Genomic DNA, 20,036 nt, shown 5'->3' with positions numbered 1-20,036 from the left:
GAGACCACAGCGCACGGTGGGGACAATGGGTCGGGTGAGCGGCAACATCCCTGCCGGCGGCCAGCCGGCGAACACCCAGGTTCATCGTTCGTTCTACGACGAGGTCGGTGGCCATGAGACCTTCGAGAAGCTGACCAGCGTCTTCTATCGAGAGGTCGCCGCAGACGAGATCCTTCGGCCGATGTACCCCGAGGAAGACCTCGGGCCGGCCGAGCGTCGACTCCGCATGTTCCTCGAACAGTACTGGGGAGGCCCGCGAACCTACTCCGAAGAACGTGGCCACCCCCGCCTGCGCATGCGCCATCAGCCGTTCACCATCGGTCCGATCGAGCGCGACGCCTGGCTGCGCTGCATGCACACCGCGATCGCGTCGATCGACGACGACACCCTCGACCCACCCCACCGCCAGGCGCTCGTCGACTACATGGAGATGGCCGCCCAGTCGATGGTCAATTCACCCTTCTGATCTGCCCGGCACCAATCCGACAGATCGGACACGACGCGCCGATGCCACCTGGTCTTCTACCGGAAAACACAGGTAGGGCAGAATTGTCGCGGTGAGCGACGAGACACCGGACGACCTCAACGACGACGCGTCGGGCGTCGACGACCAGCACGCCACCGAGGCGGACGGCGTCCATGAGGCAGACGGGGTCATCGAAGCAGACGGCGTGGACGAAGCAGACGGCGTTATCGAAGCAGAAGGGGTCGACGAAGCAGACGGGTTCGCCGCAGTTGCAACCCAGCTCGACCCAGCCGACGACACCTGGTGGCGTTCGGCCATCTTCTATCAGATCTATCCCCGGTCGTTCTCCGACCTCGACGGCGACGGCATCGGCGACCTCGCAGGCGTCATCGACAAGCTCGGCTACCTCGAACTCCTCGGCGTCGACGCGTTGTGGTTGAGCCCGATCATGCGCTCCCCCATGGCAGATCACGGGTACGACGTCTCGGATCCGCGCGACATCGATCCCCTCTTCGGCGATCTCGCGACCTTCGATGAGCTGATCGCCGAAGCGCACGACCGCGAGATCCGCGTGACGATGGATCTCGTCCCCAACCACACCAGCGACCAGCACCAATGGTTCATCGACGCGCTGGCGGCTGGCCCGGGTAGTCCCGAACGTGCGCGGTACATCTTCCGCGACGGGCGAGGAGAGAACGGCGACGAACCGCCGAACAACTGGGTCAGCATCTTCGGCGGCCCCGCGTGGGACCGCGTCACCGAAGCCGACGGCAAGCCCGGCCAGTGGTACCTGCACATCTTCGCGCGCGAACAACCGGATCTGAACTGGGAGAACCCCGAGGTCTTCGACGACCTCGAGAAGACGTTGCGCTTCTGGCTCGACCGCGGCGTCGACGGCTTCCGCATCGACGTCGCACACGGTATGGCCAAGCCCGCCGACCTTCCCGACATGGACGTCGAGGCCGCAGGACTCCTGGTCAACCGCGACGACGACCCGAGGTTCAACAACTACGCGGTGCACGACATCCATCGAAAGATCCGCGCCGTCATCGACGACTACCCCGGCGCCGCGAACGTCGGTGAGATCTGGGTCGACGACAACGAGCGATTCGCGGAGTACCTGCGCCCGGACGAACTGCATCTGGGTTTCAACTTCAGACTCGCCAAGGCGCCGTTCGACGCCGACTCCATCCGCGACGCCATCGAGAACTCTCTCGACGCGGTGCAGAGCGTCGGCGGAACACCGACCTGGACGCTCTCGAATCACGACGTCGACCGCGAAGTGACGCGCTATGGTGCCGCCGTCGTGACGTCCGACAGCGAGACTCCGGACACCGACACCGTCGACAGCGAGACCCCCGATAGCGAGACTCCAGACGCCGAGGCTCAAGACACCGAGACTTCGGCCGGCGAGACACTTGACGACGAGACTCCAGACGCCGAGACTCCCGACGCCGAGACTTCGGTCAGCGAGACACTCGACGACGAGACTCCAGACACCGAGACAGAACGAGCCGAGCAGACGCCCCACGTCGACGTCGAGCTGGGGACTGCACGGGCGCGGGCGATGGCGCTCGTCGAGTTCGCGCTCCCCGGTTCGATATTCATCTACAACGGCGCAGAACTCGGCCTCCCCAATGCCGACCTTCCCGACGACGCACTGCAGGATCCGGTGTGGGAACGCTCCGGGCACACCGAACGCGGGCGGGACGCATCCCGGGTACCACTGCCGTGGGAAGGCTCCGAGCCGCCGTTCGGTTTCTCGACGAATCCGCAGACGTGGCTTCCGATTCCGGAATCGTGGGCGGAGTACACCGTCGAGGCCGAGCTCGAAGACATGAACTCGACGCTGTCGCTGTACCGCACGGCCATCGAATTGCGTTATGAGCGTGACGAATTCGCAGGCGATGGCATCGAATGGTATGGCGCACCCACGGGATGCCTGGCGTTCCGACGCTCCGAGGGACACCTGGTGTGCGCGCTGAACACCACGAGCGAACCGGTCGGGCTCCCCCCGGGAGATCTGATTCTGACGAGCGCACCACTCGTCGACGGCATGTTGGCACCCAACGCCGCCGCATGGCTCGTCTGAGGGCCGCTAGATAACCGTGACGTCGAGGTCGCGGTGCCTGCGCTGGTACACCGAACCGTAGCGCGCGTCGATCCGAATCCACGCTGCCGAAATGCGCACGCGCACAGGCTCGGTGGCGCCGATGGCGTCGATCGGAGACGTCTCGGTCACCTCGTGGCCGTCGGCATCGCGCACGAAACCCATTGCGGTGAGCGCGAACAACGATCGCAGTGAGACCGTGGCGTTCAGTGCCCCGTCGGCGGACGAGACGTCGAGTACGCCTTGGTCGAGGAGGCCGGTAGCGGGCCCGAAGTTGCTGCCCTCCTCGCGGGCAAGGCGTGCTCCCTCGCGCGTCAACTCGACGACCGTCCGCGCGGGGACATCGTCGAGGTGCCGGTAGCCGCTGCGCAGTGGCAGCGCACCACGCCACGCGGAGTCGAGTGACATTCCCGGCTCGACCGGCACGCCCGCCGTACCGTCGCTCAGCCGACTGCGGAGTGTGTCGGCGTCGACGACGATGTCCGACGGTGCCACGCTGCCGAAGATCGACCTCGTGACCAGTACGTCGAAACCGGTATGGGCCCACAGCGCCAGTAGCCCATCGGACCGTTGCACCACTCTGATCACCGCGGCCTCGTCGAGGCGTATGGCGCGCGACAGGAAGGCCAATGCGTCCCCGCGGTCGTCGGGACTCGCCGCGACGACGAACCGCTCGGGTAACTCCGTCACGCGCCGGTGCCCGACGTGCGGCGAAAACTCTCCAGGTACTCGCGCTCGTCCGGGGTGAGTCGTCGCAGCCGCTGCTCGTCGACGTCGAAGGCGACGAGTTGGGTGGTCGCGGTGACAGCGGGTTTGTCGGTGGGCGACGCGGCATCTGGACGCACCTCGTATCCGACGACGAAGTCGACGGCACGCACCTTCTCCACGAACATGGTCACGACGATCGGCCCCTCGTCGTGCCGAACCTGTTGGCGGTATTTGACGTGCAGGTCCGCGACGACACAACCACGACGCAGGTCTGCGGTGGGTCGCCCGTCGTAGAAGAGCCAGGGAATCCGAGCCTCTTCGATGAGTGTCACCATGCGCGCGTGGTTGATGTGCGCGAACACATCCATGTCCGACCAGCGGACGGGAACCTTGACCACGTAACCGGCGTCGGTCCTGACTCCCTCGTCCTCGTAGAGCACGACTGTCCTTTCGTTCGCGACACCTCCCCGAGAAGAGGGCCGATGGTCGTCAACTGAAGAGGTTCGTCACCTGATGAGGCTGCGCAACTGCCGCGCGGCAACCGACAGCGTCGCGAGGTCGAGTTCGGGACCCTGCTCGATGTCGGCAAGCATCGTGCGCACCCGCGACAGCCGCGACGAATGCGACGACTCCCACTCGGAGATCTTCTCCGCCGCGCTCTCGTCGGGTTCGCTGCTCTGCAGGATCGTGAGCGTGAGGGCGCGCAGCGCACCGTGCATGTCGTCGCGAAGAGCCAAGCGCGCCAACGCATGCCAGCGGTCGCCGTATTCGAGGGTGGAGACCGCGGTGAGCAGTTCCTCGAGTCCGAAGTGCTCCATGATCGCGAAGTACAGTTCGCCGACCTCGACGGGATCGCGGTCGGCGATCTCCGCGGCGTCGACGATGTCGAGCAGGCAGAACCGGTGGAGGCTGATCGCGACGTCGTGGGCGAGGTCGGTCTCCACACCGAGCGCGCGGTAGTGCTCGACGCGCCGCTCGACGTCGGCGGCCGACTGCGCACCGAACCAACTGTCGATCAGTGCGGTGAGTTCAGCCACCTGCTCGGTGTAACGGGTGATCTCCGCCGCCATGGCGAGCGGCTGCGGACGAAACGCCAGCAGCCATCTCGACGCCCGGAACAGCAGCCGCCGCTCGTAGAGCATCATCTCGTCGATGGCTTCCACCGGAGCGTCGGCATGCAGGATGCGCGCGAAGAGGTCCGACAGACCGAAGACCCTGTCGGCCACCACGTAGGCCCGCACGGCCTCCTCGGTTGTCGAGCCCGTCGATTCTCCGAGCCGGAACAGGTGCGTGATGCCCGCCCGGTCGACGACCTCGTTGACGAGGACGGTCGTGACGATCTCGCGATGCAGTCGGTGCGCGCGTATCCCGTCCGCGAATCGTTCGCGCAGCGGAAGCGGGAAGTACTCGGCGAGCAGACCCTCGAACACATCGTTCTCGGGTAGGTCACCTCCCAGGAGGTCGTCCTTGGCGATCAGCTTCACGTGCGACATCAGCGTCGCGAGTTCCGGCGAGGTGAGCCCGCGGTGTACATCCGAATGCAGGCGTTTGATCAACTGCTGCGGTGTCGGCAACGCCTCCAGAGTCAAATCGACTCCGTGCGAGGCGATCTCGTGGAGCAGGCGTGCGTGCACATCGACGCGATCGAGCGAGTAGGCGCGACAGAAACCGAGCTCGGAGTTCTGTGACACATTGTCGGCCAGCACGAGATCGCCGACCTCGTCGGTCATCGACTCGAGCAGTGGATCACGGTCGGCAGCCACGAGTTGCCCGGTCGAGACCGCAGAGTCGAGCAGGATCTTGATGTTGACCTCGTGGTCGGAACAGTCGACGCCCGCCGAGTTGTCCATCGCGTCGGTGTTGATGCGTCCACCTGCGAGGTCGAATTCGATGCGACCGCGTTCGGTCACGCCGAGGTTGCCGCCTTCGCCGACGACCTTGGCGCGCAACTGATCTCCGTCGACGCGGATCGCGTCGTTGGCCTTGTCTCCCACCTGCGCGTCGGATTCGGAGGACGACTTGATGTACGTGCCGATGCCGCCGTTCCACAGCAGGTCGACCGGTGCGAGCAGGATCGCGTGTATCAGTTCCGGTGGCGACAACGCATCGACGCCCACCTCGAGTGCGAGTGCCGTGCGCATCTGTTCGCTGATCGGGATCGACTTGGTCTCCCTCGACCAGACACCGCCACCCTCACTGATCAGCGCGGTGTCGTAGTCGGCCCATGACGAGCGCGGCAACGAGAAGAGCCGTGCGCGTTCGGTATACGACGACGCAGCGTCCGGATTCGGATCGACGAACACGTGCCGGTGATCGAACGCCGCGACGAGACGGATGTGCTGCGACAACAGCATGCCGTTTCCGAACACGTCGCCGCTCATGTCGCCGATACCCGCGACGGTGAAGTCCTGCGACTGTGTGTCGACGCCCATCTCCCGGAAATGACGCTTCACCGATTCCCACGCGCCTCGCGCGGTGATGCCCATCGCCTTGTGGTCGTAGCCGGCCGAGCCACCCGAGGCGAACGCATCCCCGAGCCAGAAATCGTACTGGGCTGCAACATCATTGGCGATATCGGAGAAGGTGGCTGTGCCCTTGTCGGCAGCGACGACGAGATAGGTGTCGTCGCCGTCCCTGCGAACCACTGACTTCGCGGGGATGACCGCACCGGTGTGGCGGTCGAGATTGTCTGTGACGTCGAGCAGGCCGGAGATGAAGTCTCGGTACCGCGCAATGCCTTCCGCGCGCGTGGCATCGCGGTCTGCTGCGGTGTCGCCTGTCGGCGCCGGCGGCCGCTTCACCACGAAACCGCCCTTGGCGCCGACGGGAACGATCACCGCGTTCTTGACGGCTTGCGCCTTGACCAGACCCAGGATCTCGGTGCGGAAGTCCTCGCGTCGATCAGACCACCGCAGCCCGCCGCGGGCAACGGCACCGAAACGCAGGTGCACCCCTTCGACACGCGGCGAGTACACGAAGATCTCGTGCAGTGGCCGCGGTTCGGGCGTTTGCGGAATCTCTCTGGGTCGCAACTTGAACGACATCACCGGTCGGTCACCGTCGTCGTCGCGGACGTAGAAATTCGTGCGCGACGTCGCTCCGATGACGGCCGAGAACGCCGAAACGATGCGGTCGGCTTCGAGTCCGAGGACCTTGCCGATGTCGTCGCGCAGCGCAGCTGCCGCACGGTCACGGTGCTGTTCGTCGGCGTGATCGGGGTCGAACGACGCCTCGAACAGCGCCACCAGTCCCCGCGTGACGTCGCGATACTCACCGAGCGTGTGCGCAACCAGAGTGTTGCTGTAGGAGAAGCCACACTGGCGTAGGTACCGGCCGTACGCGCGGAGCATCGCCGCGGAGCGCCACTCGAGACCACACCTGATGATCAGTTCGTTGTAGGCGTCGACCTCCGCGCGCTGCCGCCAGATCTGGACGAACGCGTCGGTGAACCGGTCGTCGAGGTCGTCGGCCGAGTCGAGATCCAACGACATCCCATCGGCCAACGCGACACTGAATTCGTAGACGTGGCAGACCTGCCCGTCCGGCCGCACCAGACGGTACGGATGCTCGTCGACGACATCGAGGCCGAGGCTGTGAAGCACCGGCAGCACGTCGGTCAATGTGGCTGCGACGCCGCACAGATACAACGTGAACTTCCACGGTGCCCCGGGCTCGGTGGCGGTCTGCCCCAGCGTGACGGCGATGTCCCCGACGTCGAGATCGGCGACTCGGATGAGGTCGGCGACGGCGTCCGACGGTTCGCGCTGGTCCTTGTACTCCTCGGGCAGCGCGGGAAGTAGTCGCAGCACGGCGTCGACGCCCCCGACGGGAAGTCGGGCCGACGACGCGTCGAGTCCGCCTGCCGCCTCCCGAAACCGCTCGTCCCACGTCCGGATGGCCCGTGCGAGTTCGTGCTGGATCGCGCTCTGTTCGGGAGTTCCGATGTCGAAGGACCCGCGTAGCGCAGCGTCCGATTCGTCGACGCGGACCATCACCTGTAGTTGCGCGAGGGGCATCTCGCTGACCCGCGCCGAGTACTCGAGCGCCGTGCCTTGCAGTTGCTCTGAGACGACGTTCTGCAGCGCCAACCGGTTCTGCGTGTTGTATCTGTCGCGAGGTAGATAGATGAGCGCGGTCGCGGTACTGCCCTGCGGATTCACGCGGACGAACGCGCGCAGGGTTCGCGTGGCGACGGCGTCGAGCATCTCGGCGATCCGTCGGCTCAACTCGGCATCCGACGACGCGAACATCTCCACGAGCGGATAGTTCTGCAGCAGTTCGATCATCGACTGACCGGCGAACGAATCCTCGTCGACGCCTGCCCGGCGGATCACCTCGTGCACTTTGCCACGCAGTACGGGCACGTCGAGGATCGTCTGGTGCAGGCCCGAGGACGTGAAGGTGCCGAGGAAGCGATGTTCGCCCACATGCGTTCCGGCGGCGTCGAATTCGGGAATCTGGATCAGGATCGGATAGTTCGAACGCTGCACGCCCGTTTCGAGATAGACCCGCGAGACCCGCGGCAGCAGCGGCCGCTGCGTGAGCACTCCGAAGTCGCGCGCCCCGGTGAGGTCGAGGAGTGAGTCGCCTCGCCACAGACCCCGCCCGTCGGAGACCGCGCCGTCGACGCCCACCCTGCGGTAACCGAGTGGCACGAAGTGGTTACCCGCGAACCAGTCGAGTAGGCGCGAATACTCGTAGCGGTCGACCGCGGCGATACCCGACTCCGCGGTGGTCGGGGCGACGGCGCAATCGGCACCGCATGTCGACAGGCGTCCGCGCATATCCACCGCGTCGCGGTCGATGTCGGCGACCCGCGCGATGACGTCGGCGAGTTCGGTACGCAACGCCTCGGTGTCGACCTCACCCTTCGTCGACATCGCGACGACGTAGATCCACGACTCCGTTGTCCGGTCGGGTCCGGCGCCGATGTCGCTGAGCGTGCCCGCCTCGTCACGCGCCACCGCCATCACCGGATGGTCGATACGGCTCACGCTCAGTCCGTGCGCCTCGACGACGGTCAGCACCGCCTCGACGAGCAGCGGCATGTCGTCGTTGACGACCACGATCTCGGTTCCGGCCGGTCCCGTGCTCACGTCGACCAGACACTGCCCCGCTGACCGGGTCGACGCCAATCCGACGTGTCGGCGAACGCGGTCCAGATCGGCGTCGTCGATCGCGTCGAGGCTGGTTGCGTCGGTGAGGCCACCACCCGAACCTGTTGTCGGGTGGTGCGCGTCGCCCGGAGGGTTGCTCGCGTTGAGATAGCAGCTGACCGCCGCAGGCAACAGAGCACTCACTTCAGACAACTCACTCACCTTCACTTCAGGAGATTGGGAACTGATCTCCGATTCGAGCCCTACCGCGATGGTAGTGACGCGATTCAGTCGCGAGTGAGTTTCCGGTGAGTAACCCGATGCGGACGCGCGGCGTCGGGTCCGAGCCGGTCGACCTTGTTGGCCTCATATGCCTCGAAGTTGCCCTCGAACCAGAACCATTGTCCCTCTTCGACATTGCCCTCCCACGCGAGAATGTGGGTACAGGTGCGGTCGAGGAACCACCGGTCGTGGCTGATCACCACGGCACAGCCGGGGAACGACTCCAGAGCGTTCTCGAGCGAGCCCAGGGTTTCGACGTCGAGGTCGTTGGTCGGCTCGTCGAGCAGGATCAGGTTGCCGCCCTCTTTGAGGGTCAACGCCAGGTTGAGACGGTTACGCTCACCACCGGAGAGCACCTCGGCCCGCTTCTGCTGGTCGGGACCCTTGAACCCGAATGCGCTGACGTAGGCACGCGAGGGCATCTCGTTCTGGCCGACCTCGATGTAGTCGTTGCCGTCGGAGACGACCTCCCACACGTTCTTCTTGGGGTCGATGTTGGTGCGATTCTGGTCGACGTAGCTGAGCTTGACCGTATCGCCGACCTTGACCGAACCCGAGTCGGGCTCCTCGAGTCCGACGATCGTCTTGAACAGCGTCGTCTTACCGACACCGTTGGGTCCGATGACACCGACGATTCCGTTGCGCGGCAACGTGAATGACAGATCCTTGATCAGCACGCGACCGTCGAAGCCCTTGTCGAGGTTGGCGACCTCGACCACCACATCACCCAGACGCGGTGGCGTCGGGATCTGGATCTCCTCGAAATCGAGCTTGCGCGTCTTCTCGGCCTCCGCCGCCATCTCCTCGTACCGCGAGAGGCGTGCCTTGTTCTTCGTCTGACGGGCCTTGGCACCCGAACGGACCCACGCGAGCTCTTCCTTCAGGCGCTTCTGCAGCTTCTGGTCCTTCTTGCCCTGGACCTCGAGGCGCTCGGCCTTCTTCTCCAGGTAAGTGGAGTAGTTGCCCTCGTACGGGTGCAGCTTGCCGCGGTCGACCTCGCAGATCCATTCGGCGACGTGGTCGAGGAAGTAGCGGTCGTGTGTCACCGCGAGGACTGCGCCGGGGTACGACGCCAGGAACTGCTCGAGCCACAGCACGCTCTCGGCGTCGAGGTGGTTGGTCGGCTCGTCGAGCAGTAGCAGGTCGGGCTTGGACAGCAGCAGCTTGCACAACGCGACGCGGCGGCGCTCACCACCGGACAGGTGGGTGACGGGCGAATCGCCGGGAGGGCAGCGCAGTGCGTCCATGGCCTGGTCGATCTGCGAGTCGAGATCCCAGGCGTCGGCGTTGTCGAGGTCCTCCTGGAGCTTGCCCATCTCCTCCATGAGTTCGTCGGAGTAGTCGGTGGCGAGCAGCTCGGCGATCTCGTTGAAGCGGTCGAGCTTCTGCTTGATCTCGCCCATCCCCTCCTCGACGTTCTGCTTGACCGTCTTCTCCTCGTTGAGGGGCGGCTCCTGCAACAGAATGCCGACGGTGGCCTCCGGGTCGAGGAATGCCTCGCCGTTGGACGGCTGGTCGATCCCCGCCATGATCTTGAGGATCGACGACTTACCGGCACCGTTGGGTCCGACGACGCCGATCTTGGCGCCCGGGTAGAAGGACATGGTGACGTCGTCGAGAATGACCTTGTCACCGTGCGCCTTGCGCACCTTCTTCATCGTGTAAATAAACTCGCCAGCCACGTAATGTCCTCACCTGCGGTTTTGTGGTCACCTGCGCTCGAGCTCCGATACCGGAGAGTGCATGCGGGGTGTCGCACTCCGGCGACACGGCAGGCTCTCGGCGCAACGTCGCGTACCACTCTATCGACGTGGCGCGACACTCTCCCACATGGCCGCGATCGAGTCGGCGCCGCCCGCCCGCAGACCTGGCGCCGCGGTCCTCGCAGACGTGCGAACGCGATCACTGGCACCATCGAGAGTGTGACCGCCCCCGCGCCGCTGACCGAGCTCGTCGAGCTCACCGGCGGCGTCTTCTGTATGGGTTCGGATCGCTTCTACCCCGAGGAACGTCCCGCACATGAGCGTCGCATCGGCGCTTTCGCGATCGAACGCCACCCGGTGACCAATGCGCAGTTCGCGGCGTTCGTCAGCGCCACCGGGTACGTGACCGTCGCCGAACGCGAGATCGACCCTGCCGACTTCCCCGGCGCCGACCCGGCGATGCTCGTTCCGGGTGCGCTTGTCTTCACCCCGACGGCCGGTCCGGTCGACCTCAACGACTGGCGAGCGTGGTGGCGATGGCAGCCGGGAGCGTCGTGGCGTCACCCGCTTGGGCCCGCGACCGACGTCGTCGGGCACGACGACCACCCCGTCACCCAGATCGCCTACGCCGACGCTGTGGCCTACGCCGCGTGGGCGGGGCGTCGGCTCCCCACCGAGGCCGAGTGGGAGTACGCCGCGCGTGGGGGACTCGACGGACACGAGTACGCATGGGGCGACGAGTTGCATCCCGAGGGTGAGATTCTCGCCAACACGTGGATCGGCGACTTCCCCTACGCGAGCGACGGCTGGAGCGGAACGTCGAGGATCGGGAGTTATCCGCCCAACGGTTTCGGGCTTCTCGACATGATCGGCAACGTGTGGGAGCGCACGTCGGACGTCTTCACTGCGCGCCACGTCCCGCCCGATCTTGCGACCGTCTCCCCCGACGGTCGGCCGGACCTCTTGGCGCCCACCACATCTCCACAGGTCACGCGTGTCACGAAGGGCGGTTCGCACCTGTGCTCACCGCAGTACTGCCGACGCTACCGACCCGCCGCCCGTTCTCCGCAATCCGACGACTCTGCCACGTCGCACCTCGGATTCCGTTGCGCCGCAGACGTTATTGCCACATGACGGGTCCCGCCACGGTGAACGCACCCCTCCGGCGTTCACCGTGGCGGGAGGTCGGTCACGCCGCAGCGCCTGTGGCGTCGCCCGGGGCGTCGACGCCTGCCGCTGGTGCATCCGCTGGCCGGGGCGCCGGGGAATCGGCACGACCGCGATACTCGACGACGCAGCGTGCGAGATCGAGGCCGACGGAGTCGGCGATCATCTCCAACTCCGTGCGCGATTCGCCGTCGCTCGTCGTGTAGGTGTTCGTGTGTATCGCCCCGTGCACGATCACGGGCCGACCCTTCTCGATCGCGGACGCGACGCCCGCCACCAGCCGCCGCCAGCATGAGACGGTCAGGAACAGACTGTTCCCGTCGATCCACTCGCCCGTTGCGCGATCCCGTCGACGCGTGTTGCTGGCCATGCGGAACGAGATCACCTCATCGCCGTTTGCCATGCGGTTGCGCCGGGGGTCGGAGATCACTCGCCCCACGATCGTCGAATAGGTTTCGTACATTGCTCCGCTCCTGCCGTGAGGTGCCATCGGAGTGCAGACACCGAGTTCGCAACTCGGGCTGAGATGGCTGCCCGTGAGCATTCCGCAGAACACGCCCCCTTACAGCGAGCGCGAGACCAAGCTGTGGACAGGACCCCGCCTGTGGATACGGGCACCGTCAAGACACCCGGCCCCCTGCCGTACACTCTGCGTGTCGGTTTCGCCTCCGTAGCTCAGGTGGATAGAGCAAGGGCCTTCTAATCCCTAGGTCGCAGGTTCGAGTCCTGCCGGGGGCACCAGTAACATCCCTGCCGGCCTCCGGCCGGTGTGCGACATCCCTGTCGGCCTCCGGCCGGTGTGCGACATCCTTGCCGACCTCCGGCCGGTATGCGCCCACTGTGTGGTTTGAAATTGCGCCGTCGGGCACGGCCATCAGCGAGATTCGAGAGTCCACACCGGGTGCGCGAACAGCGCTGCCGGCAACAACCTGACGGTCTTTGGCGACGCCTTCAGCATCACGAGTTGCCCGCCGACCGGCGTCACCGATCGAATGCTGTCGCGCCGCAACAACACCGTCGACGCCGGTGAGTCGACGCGCAGAAACTCATCGTCGGCGCCTGCTCCCCACTTGGCTCCCGGGGCGAGCATCCTGCGGTTCTGGAAGTAGGCAGCGATCAGCGCAGCGCCGATCCACGCAACCGAGCACACGAGGAACACGCTCACACCGATCAGCAGGCCCAAGGACCACCCACTACCAGTCGCAATACACACCGCCGCAAAGATCGTCGCGAAAACCGCGGCGATTCCGACAGTGCGCGCCCAGAGGCGAGGTGTTGCGAGCGACGTCAATGTGGCGCGCCGGGCATCGCCTTGCCGCGCGGTCCATTCGATCTGAATCGGAGGCAGAGTGCCTGCACCATTTGTCGTACTCATCCGACGAGCTTGCCATGGCACCGATGTCGGTATCGACAACGCTGCCGACCGGCATGAAATTCAATTGCACCGCGACGCAACGCTGATAACGTCGTCGACTGATGTCTGAGCAGAGCCCCGCCACCAAATGGCACACCCGTACCGAAACACCGGCCGACGTGCCGATCGTCCGCGAGATCACCCTCGCCGCGTTTCCCACCGCGGAGGAAGCCGAGATCCTCGACGGCCTACGGCGTGACCCCGCGTGGATCGACGGACTGTCGATTGTCGTCACCGACGGGTCGGGACGCGTCGTGGGGCACGGCGTCGCGACCCGCGGCTACGTCGACGACTCTCCGGTCCTGGGATTGGGGCCGGTGTCGGTGCTTCCGCAGTTCCAGAACCGCGGCGCGGGCAGCGCAGTCAACCGTGCACTTCTCGAAGCCGCACAGCAGATGGGCGAACCACATGTCGTCGTGCTCGGGCACGCCGACTATTACCCGCGGTTCGGGTTCGAACGCGCATCGACACACGGGATCACCGTGCCGTTCGACGCTCCCGACGACGCCGTCATGGCGATGACACTCGACGAGGGCAAGCCACTTCCGACCGGAGTCATGCACTACGCCGCGCCGTTCGGCGTGTGAATCATTCAGGCGGACAACACCTTTTCGACTAGGCGCCGCGCGCTCCCGCGGTTCCTCGCCACCCGCCGATGAGGTGAATGGTGTGATAGATGAGCAGCGCGCACACCGCGCCGATCGCGATGCCACCGAAGCTCACGTCGCCGATGGTCCAACTGAAGTCTGCGATGGCGATGATCAGCGGAATCGCGGCGGTGAACTGGTTGATCGGTCGGGAGAAGTCGACGCGGTTGGTCACCCAGATGTGCACACCGATGATCGCGACAAGGCCATAGAGCGCAGTGGTGATGCCTCCGAGGACCCCGGAGGGAACCGACGCGATCACGGCACCGATCTTCGGGCACAGTCCCAAGATGATCGCCGCGGCTGCGGCGACCCAGTACGCCGCCGTCGAATACACCTTGGTCGCAGCCATGACACCGATGTTCTCGGCGTATGTCGTGGTCGCCGACCCTCCGCCCGAGCCGGCGATCATCGTCGACAGTCCGTCGGCGAACAACGCCCTGCCCATCCGGTCGTCGAAGTTCGCTCCGGTCATCATCGCGACGGACTTCACGTGCCCGATGTTCTCGACCACCAGCACGAGGACCACGGGTAAGAACGTCGGGATCACCGAGAGGTGGAACGTCGGAGTGTGAAACTCGGGCAGGCCGATCCAACTCGCGGTATGGATGGCGCTGGTGTCCACCTCGTTGCGAATCAACGCCACCACGTAGCCGATCATTACGCTCAACACGATGGCGAGCCGTCCGAGCAGTCCACGCAACAACGCGATCGACAAGACCAGTAGCACCAGGACGATCGTCGCGGTCACGGGCTGCTTCTCGAAGTTCGCCTTTGCCGACGGCGCGAGGTTGAGGCCGATCAACGCCACGATCGTTCCGGTGACGATCGGCGGCATCACGAGGTCGATCCAGCGGACACCCGCGAAGTGCACGATGACGCCGATCAAGGCGAGCAACGCACCCACCACGACGATCCCGCCGAGCGCCGACGATTGCCCATTCGACGCCGTGGCCGCGAGTACCGGCGCGATGATCGCGAAGCTCGAGCCGAGATAGCTCGGCAACCGGTTGCCCGTGATGATCAGGAACAGTGCGGTACCGATGCCCGAGAACAACAGTGTTGTGGCGGGCGGGAATCCGGTGAGCACCGGGACGAGGAACGTCGAACCGAACATCGCGACGACATGCTGCAGGCCGATACTCACCGTCTTCGGCCACGACAGCCGCTCCCCCGGTGAGACCACGTCGTCGACATCGACGCGCGTCCATCCCATGTGGTCGGCCAGTCGTCGCGACGTCGTGGTGGCGCCAGAGCTGCCGCTCGCGCTCCCTCTGTCGTTGTCGCCCCTTCCGCTATCGCCACCGCCGTCAGGAGTTTCGTCGTTACGCACGAGGATCAGTCTGCGCGATCACAGAGCGCGACGCCGGGTTTACACGCATACCGGGACCGGCGACCGCACCTATCCGGGCACCGAGCAGACCGGTAACCCACTGTCGGACAGCACCTTTGCGTTGACAGCCGCCTCCCAGCGTCGCCGCAGGGCGCGGTCAGCGAAGCTCCATAGTGTTCTCCTCGTCGGCAACGCCGCCGGCAGGAAGTCACGAAGGAGATCCCATGCCTATCAATAACGGGCCGCAGCAGAACAACAACGGCCCGCGACAGGCCCCTGCCCCGCAGCCGCCGCGTCGCCGTCGTCGGCAGCGCTTCTGGAATCCGCGCGCACACCGCTGGGACTGGCGCTGGGTCTACTGACCTTCCGGCCCCCACGGGAGCCGACACGGACGTCCGACGCCGCCAGGCGTGTCACCGACGCCCGCGTCGGCTCCTGTTCTCATGCCCGCTGACTACCGTGCCCGCCGATTCCCATGCCTACCGATACAGAAGGACGTTCGATGAACGCGCGACAAGCTTTTCGACGCTTCTCTCCCGCAGTACGGGGCGAGGCCAGACGATTCGCGCTCGCGGGAACTCTGCTCGGCATCGCCGCGGCATGCGAGGTGGTTGCCGTCTTCGTGCTCGCCGACGTCATCGACGGCGCGCTCGACTCCAACAGCGTCACAACGTTCGCGCGCCTTGCGCTCATCTGGCTCCTCATCACTGCAATCTCCTGCGGCGGAGACTATTTCGGCCAGGTCGTGTCCGTTGGCATCTCCGAGCGGGTGGTGCTGCGGCTGCGTGACCAGCTCTTCGACCATGTGCAACGCCTTCATTCTGTGCAGCACCGACGGCTGGGCCTTGGCAACCTCGTCACCCGACACACCGGCGATCTCGAAGCAGTCGAGTACCTGATCGGGACGGGCGTGATGCAGTTCGTGATCGCGCTGGCCCACACCATCGGGCTGGTCGTCGCGGCGCTCCTCATGAGCTGGCAGGTCGCGCTCGTCGCGCTGGCAGCGGTACCGGCGCTATGGGGTCTGTCGGCGTTCTTCGCGCGTCGGCAAGAACGCGTCACCCGTGACGAACGCGGCGCCAACAGCGACATCGCCGACTCCGTCGAAACCGCACTCCTCGGCCACGAGACGGCCGTCGCCTACAACCAGCAGGGACGTGAACACGCTCGACTCCACCGGCACGGAGTCACCTGGATGAGCGCCCGCCTGGCGCAGACGCGCGTCGAGGCCGGACTCGGCGGCATCTTGAGCTTCGGGCAGGTCGTCGTCACGCTTGCCATCGCGATCGTGGGCGTCTGGCAGGTACGTCAGGGCCAGCTCAGCGTCGGCGGCCTACTCGCCCTCACCGGCTACCTCGGGATGCTCTATCCCAAGATGCAAGAGCTCGCCGATATCCGGATCGCCATCGCATCGGCGGTGATCAGCGCCGAGCGAGTTGCCGAAGTCCTCGACATCGCACCCGTCGAACGCGTCGAAACCCCCACGGCCCGCACGTCGGTCCGAACTCCACTACGTCCGACGACTCCGGTCGGTATCGCACTGCGCGACGTCACCCTGGCGCGCGAACACCAGACGGTCCTCGATGCCGTGGACCTCGTCCTCGCGCCGGGCACCATCACCGCACTGATCGGACCGAGCGGCGTCGGGAAGTCGACGCTGGCGTCGCTGCTGTGCCGATTCGAACATCCCGACTCCGGGCACTTGAGCATTGGCGACGTCGACTACGACCACCTGACCGGCGCTTGGATTCGCGATCACATCACGCTGCTTCCGCAGCAGCCGATCATCAAGGGCGCCAACATCTCCGACAACATCGCCTACGGGCGGCCGGACGCGACGCGAGAAGACATCATCGCCGCCGCGGTGGCCGCCGACGCCGACGAGTTCATCCGCAGGCTTCCCGAGGGCTACGACGCCCGGCTCGACGACGGCGGCCTCACGCTCTCCGGTGGTCAGCGGCAACGTATCGCGATCGCCCGTGCGATGCTCCGCAATACCCCCGCGCTCATCCTCGACGAACCGACGTCGGGTCTCGACGCCGCGACCACGAGCCGGATTCTGGACCCGCTCCGGCGGCTCGCTGACGGCCGCACGACGCTGCTCATCACGCACGACACTCGGGTCACCGCGATCGCCGACCGCATCGTCGAACTCCGTGACGGGCATCTGTACGACCTGAGCCGGTGGATGGAACCGGAGAACGCACCAGCGTGACGCGATAGTGCACCTGCATCCGACCTGTATGTATGCGGGAGATACACCCGGCCGGCTGTGCAACAACAACCCTATGCACACTATTGCATAGTGCGTAGGTGCATTGGTACGGTCGAGTCGTGGCACTCGAACACGCGATCATGGTGTCGCTCTCCGAACGCCCGGGCACCGGCTACGAGATCGGCAGGCAATTCGACCGGTCGATCGGCTACTTCTGGTCGGCGACGCACCAGCAGATCTATCGCACACTGGGCAAGCTCCACGCCGAGGGCATGGTGAGCTTCGAACCCGTCGCCCAGGAGGGCAGACCGGACAAGAAGGTCTACACACTCTCCGACGCGGGCCGTCATGCGCTGCGCGAGTGGGTTTCGTCGCCGACGCCCATGCAACAACTCCGCGACGACCTCGGACTCAAGATCCGAGCAGCAGAGCACGCCGACCTCACCGACGTCATCGACGAACTCCGCAGGCACCGCGCCGAACACCTTGCGCGACTGCACCTTTACCAGTCGTTCGAGAAGGACGACTACCCCGACCCGCAGGCACTGACCGGCCGCCGCCTCCATCAGTACCTGGTACTCCGCGGCGGCGTACGCATCGAAGAAGGCTTTGTCGGTTGGTGCGACGAAGTCATCACCGCGCTCGACGCCGAGCAGCGTCGAACAGCCACCGCGTCGAAGCCATCCGTCGGCAACGATTCCTGACCAGCAACCCACCCCATCCCCGACGACCCAGGAGAGCGCAGATGTCAGCCCCATCCGCGAATGCCAGCTCGAGCCAACCGAATCCGTACTATCCGCGTCTGTTCGAGCCCCTCACCGTCGGTGGGATGACGTTGCGCAATCGCATCGTCATGGGGTCGATGCACACCGGTCTCGAAGACCGCGTGTGGGACACCGACAAGCTGGGCGCGTACTACGCCGAGCGCGCCCGCGGCGGTGCGGGCCTGATCATCACGGGCGGCTTCGCGGTCAGTCGCACCGGCCAGCTCCTGCCTTTCGCGGGCAAGATGACCAACGTGCTCGACGCCAAACGGCATCAGCGCGTCACCCGCGCGGTGCACGACGCGGGCGGCAAGATCGCCATGCAACTCCTCCAGGCAGGCCGCTACGGCTATACGCCACTGAAAGTTGCTCCGGGAAGCGAGAATTCGCCCATCCACCCGTTCAAGAACCTGCCGATGCCCGAGTCGGTCATCCGGCACGTGATCCGCTCGTACGGGCAGGCCGCAAAGCTGGCGCGCCAGGCCGGCTACGACGCCGTCGAGATCATGGGCGGTGAGGGCTACCTGGTCAACCAGTTCCTGTGCCCGCACACCAACGACCGCACCGACAAGTGGGGCGGCTCCACCGAGAACCGGCAGCGCTTTCTGGTGGAGGTGATCACCGAGATCCGACGCCGCGTCCCCCGCGACTTCCCGGTCATCCTTCGGCAGTCGATCGCCGACTTCGTCAAGGGCGGACAGACCTGGGACGAGATCGCCCTCATGGCACGCAAGGCCGAGGCGCTCGGCGTCGACGCCATCAACACCGACATCGGATGGCACGAAGCCGGAGTGCCGACCATCGTCACCTCGGTGCCGCGCGCGGCGTTCGTCAAGTTCACCGAGCGACTCCGCGACGAGGTGTCGATCCCGCTCATCGCGAGCAACCGCATCAACACCCCGGAGGTGGCGGAGGAGATCCTCGACCGTGGCCGCGTCGACGCGGTGTCGATGGCTCGCCCACTCCTGTCCGATCCCGAGTTCCCGGTGAAGGCCATGACCGGTCGCGCCGACGAGATCAACACGTGCATCGGCTGCAACCAGGCGTGCCTCGATCACGCGTTCGTCGGGAAGAAGGTGTCGTGCCTGCTCAATCCGCGTGCCGGACGGGAAACCACGCTGACTCTCGGCGCGACGCGTCGGGCACGTAAGGTCGCCGTGATCGGCGCCGGACCGGCCGGACTGTCGGCCGCGGTGACCGCCGCACAACGCGGTCACAGGGTCGAGCTCTTCGAGGCCGGCCCGACGATCGGCGGCCAATTCTCCATCGCCGCAAGGATTCCCGGTAAAGAGGAGTTCGCCGAGACGCTGCGCTACTACACCCGGCAGCTCGAGCTCAACAACGTCCGCGTTCATCTCGAACAGCGCGTCGACGCCGAGCACATCATCGCCGAGGGTTTCGACGAGGTGATCGTCGCCACCGGCGTCACCCCACGCATACCCGACATCCCCGGTGTCGATCACCCGATGGTCATGTCGTACGCCGAGGCAGTGCTCGGCCACCGCGAGATCGGCAAGCGTGTCGCGGTGATCGGCGCGGGCGGTATCGGTTTCGACATCACCGAGTTCCTCACCGTCGACGACTCGCCCTCCCTCAACCTGAAGGAATGGGAACAGGAGTGGGGAGTCAGCGAAGACCTCGACGTTCCCGGCTTCCTCACCACGCCCCGACCGCTTCCGGCAACCCGCGAGGTCTTCCTGGTGCAACGCAAGCGCGGAAAGCAGGGCAAGACACTCGGTAAGACCACCGGGTGGGTACATCGGGCGAGTGTGAAAATGAAAGGCGTCGAACAGATCTCGGGTGCAACCTACGACAAGATCGACGACGCCGGACTCCACCTGAGTTTTCACGACGACGACGGCTCGGTCCGCGAGACGCGCCTTCTCGAGGTCGACAACGTGGTCATCTGCGCGGGACAGGAGTCCGTGCGCGACCTCGTCGACCCGCTGACCGTGGCGGGCATCCGAACGCACGTCATCGGTGGCGCCGACCTGGCCGCCGAGCTCGACGCCAAGCGCGCGATCCGTCAGGGCACGGAGGTCGCAGCGGGTATCGAGTAGACCGCTACCAATCGATCGACACCCAGACCGATTCGACGTACGTGCAGCCGCAAAACTGAGAAGCTGTGTGG

The 20,036-nt window shown here is 65.6% G+C and carries 15 protein-coding genes and 1 tRNA gene; 9 read left to right on the top strand and 7 right to left on the bottom strand.

The features are described from left to right. The first annotated feature begins 25 nt into the window (after positions 1-25). Positions 26-466, top strand: coding sequence for a globin (locus tag ACRVY7_RS22020; protein WP_049697035.1), 441 nt, complete (start codon positions 26-28; stop codon positions 464-466). Positions 467-557: 91 nt separating this feature from the next. Next, a complete protein-coding gene (locus tag ACRVY7_RS22015; protein ID WP_431818652.1) occupies positions 558-2,558 on the top strand; it encodes a glycoside hydrolase family 13 protein in 2,001 nt (666 codons plus the stop codon). A 6-nt stretch (positions 2,559-2,564) separates the two neighbouring features. On the opposite strand, the gene ACRVY7_RS22010 is transcribed toward ACRVY7_RS22015, so the two are convergent. The 4 genes from ACRVY7_RS22010 to ettA form a co-directional block, all read right to left on the bottom strand. Beyond that, entirely contained in the window at positions 2,565-3,266 is a 702-nt protein-coding gene (locus tag ACRVY7_RS22010) for a DUF8010 domain-containing protein (protein WP_431818651.1), read from the bottom strand. Next, the gene (locus tag ACRVY7_RS22005) at positions 3,263-3,724 is read right to left on the bottom strand and encodes an acyl-CoA thioesterase (protein ID WP_431818650.1); all 462 of its coding nucleotides are present in this window, start codon (positions 3,722-3,724) and stop codon (positions 3,263-3,265) included. The genes ACRVY7_RS22010 and ACRVY7_RS22005 overlap by 4 nt, the downstream gene beginning before the upstream one ends. Before the next feature lie 66 nt (positions 3,725-3,790). Further along, a complete protein-coding gene (locus ACRVY7_RS22000; protein WP_431818649.1) occupies positions 3,791-8,593 on the bottom strand; it encodes an NAD-glutamate dehydrogenase in 4,803 nt (1,600 codons plus the stop codon). A 74-nt stretch (positions 8,594-8,667) separates the two neighbouring features. Next, a complete protein-coding gene (ettA, locus tag ACRVY7_RS21995; RefSeq protein WP_268760638.1) occupies positions 8,668-10,344 on the bottom strand; it encodes an energy-dependent translational throttle protein EttA in 1,677 nt (558 codons plus the stop codon). A 297-nt stretch (positions 10,345-10,641) separates the two neighbouring features. Here ettA and ACRVY7_RS21990 point away from each other — a divergent pair, with 297 nt between their 5' ends. Further along, entirely contained in the window at positions 10,642-11,499 is an 858-nt protein-coding gene (locus ACRVY7_RS21990) for a formylglycine-generating enzyme family protein (RefSeq protein ID WP_431818679.1), read from the top strand. Between the two features lie 55 nt (positions 11,500-11,554). Here ACRVY7_RS21990 and ssb read toward each other — a convergent pair whose 3' ends face one another. Then, positions 11,555-11,995, bottom strand: coding sequence for a single-stranded DNA-binding protein (gene ssb / locus ACRVY7_RS21985; protein ID WP_431818648.1), 441 nt, complete (start codon positions 11,993-11,995; stop codon positions 11,555-11,557). Between the two features lie 201 nt (positions 11,996-12,196). Here ssb and ACRVY7_RS21980 point away from each other — a divergent pair. Beyond that, positions 12,197-12,273: transfer RNA gene (locus ACRVY7_RS21980), tRNA-Arg, on the top strand. A 133-nt stretch (positions 12,274-12,406) separates the two neighbouring features. Here ACRVY7_RS21980 and ACRVY7_RS21975 read toward each other — a convergent pair. Continuing rightward, positions 12,407-12,907: a hypothetical protein gene (locus ACRVY7_RS21975; protein WP_431818647.1), complete on the bottom strand. Its 501-nt coding sequence runs from the start codon at positions 12,905-12,907 to the stop codon at positions 12,407-12,409. Positions 12,908-13,008: 101 nt separating this feature from the next. Here ACRVY7_RS21975 and ACRVY7_RS21970 point away from each other — a divergent pair, with 101 nt between their 5' ends. Beyond that, positions 13,009-13,533: a GNAT family N-acetyltransferase gene (locus ACRVY7_RS21970; RefSeq protein WP_431818646.1), complete on the top strand. Its 525-nt coding sequence runs from the start codon at positions 13,009-13,011 to the stop codon at positions 13,531-13,533. 28 nt (positions 13,534-13,561) lie between these two features. Here ACRVY7_RS21970 and ACRVY7_RS21965 read toward each other — a convergent pair whose 3' ends face one another. Further along, positions 13,562-14,809, bottom strand: a complete 1,248-nt coding sequence (locus ACRVY7_RS21965) for a uracil-xanthine permease family protein (RefSeq protein ID WP_431818678.1) — start codon at positions 14,807-14,809, stop codon at positions 13,562-13,564. A gap of 341 nt (positions 14,810-15,150) precedes the next feature. On the opposite strand from ACRVY7_RS21965, the gene ACRVY7_RS21960 reads away from it, so the two are divergent. The 4 genes from ACRVY7_RS21960 (at position 15,151) to ACRVY7_RS21945 (ending at position 19,965) form a co-directional block, all read left to right on the top strand. After that, positions 15,151-15,288, top strand: a complete 138-nt coding sequence (locus tag ACRVY7_RS21960; RefSeq protein WP_160318061.1) for a hypothetical protein — start codon at positions 15,151-15,153, stop codon at positions 15,286-15,288. A 140-nt stretch (positions 15,289-15,428) separates the two neighbouring features. After that, positions 15,429-17,141 carry an ABC transporter ATP-binding protein gene (locus ACRVY7_RS21955; RefSeq protein ID WP_431818645.1) on the top strand — a complete coding sequence of 571 codons (1,713 nt, stop codon included), beginning with the start codon at positions 15,429-15,431 and terminating at the stop codon, positions 17,139-17,141. A gap of 119 nt (positions 17,142-17,260) precedes the next feature. Next, positions 17,261-17,845, top strand: coding sequence for a PadR family transcriptional regulator (locus ACRVY7_RS21950; protein ID WP_431818644.1), 585 nt, complete (start codon positions 17,261-17,263; stop codon positions 17,843-17,845). 41 nt (positions 17,846-17,886) lie between these two features. Continuing rightward, on the top strand, positions 17,887-19,965 hold the full coding sequence (locus ACRVY7_RS21945) for an oxidoreductase (protein WP_431818643.1): 2,079 nt from the start codon (positions 17,887-17,889) through the stop codon (positions 19,963-19,965). Positions 19,966-20,036 lie beyond the last annotated feature (71 nt).

This window comes from Gordonia jacobaea (genome assembly GCF_965344965.1).
GTDB classification, from domain to species: domain Bacteria; phylum Actinomycetota; class Actinomycetes; order Mycobacteriales; family Mycobacteriaceae; genus Gordonia; species Gordonia jacobaea.
The sequence above is the reverse complement of the archived record's forward strand: the minus strand, read 5'-3'. Positions and strand labels throughout refer to the sequence as shown.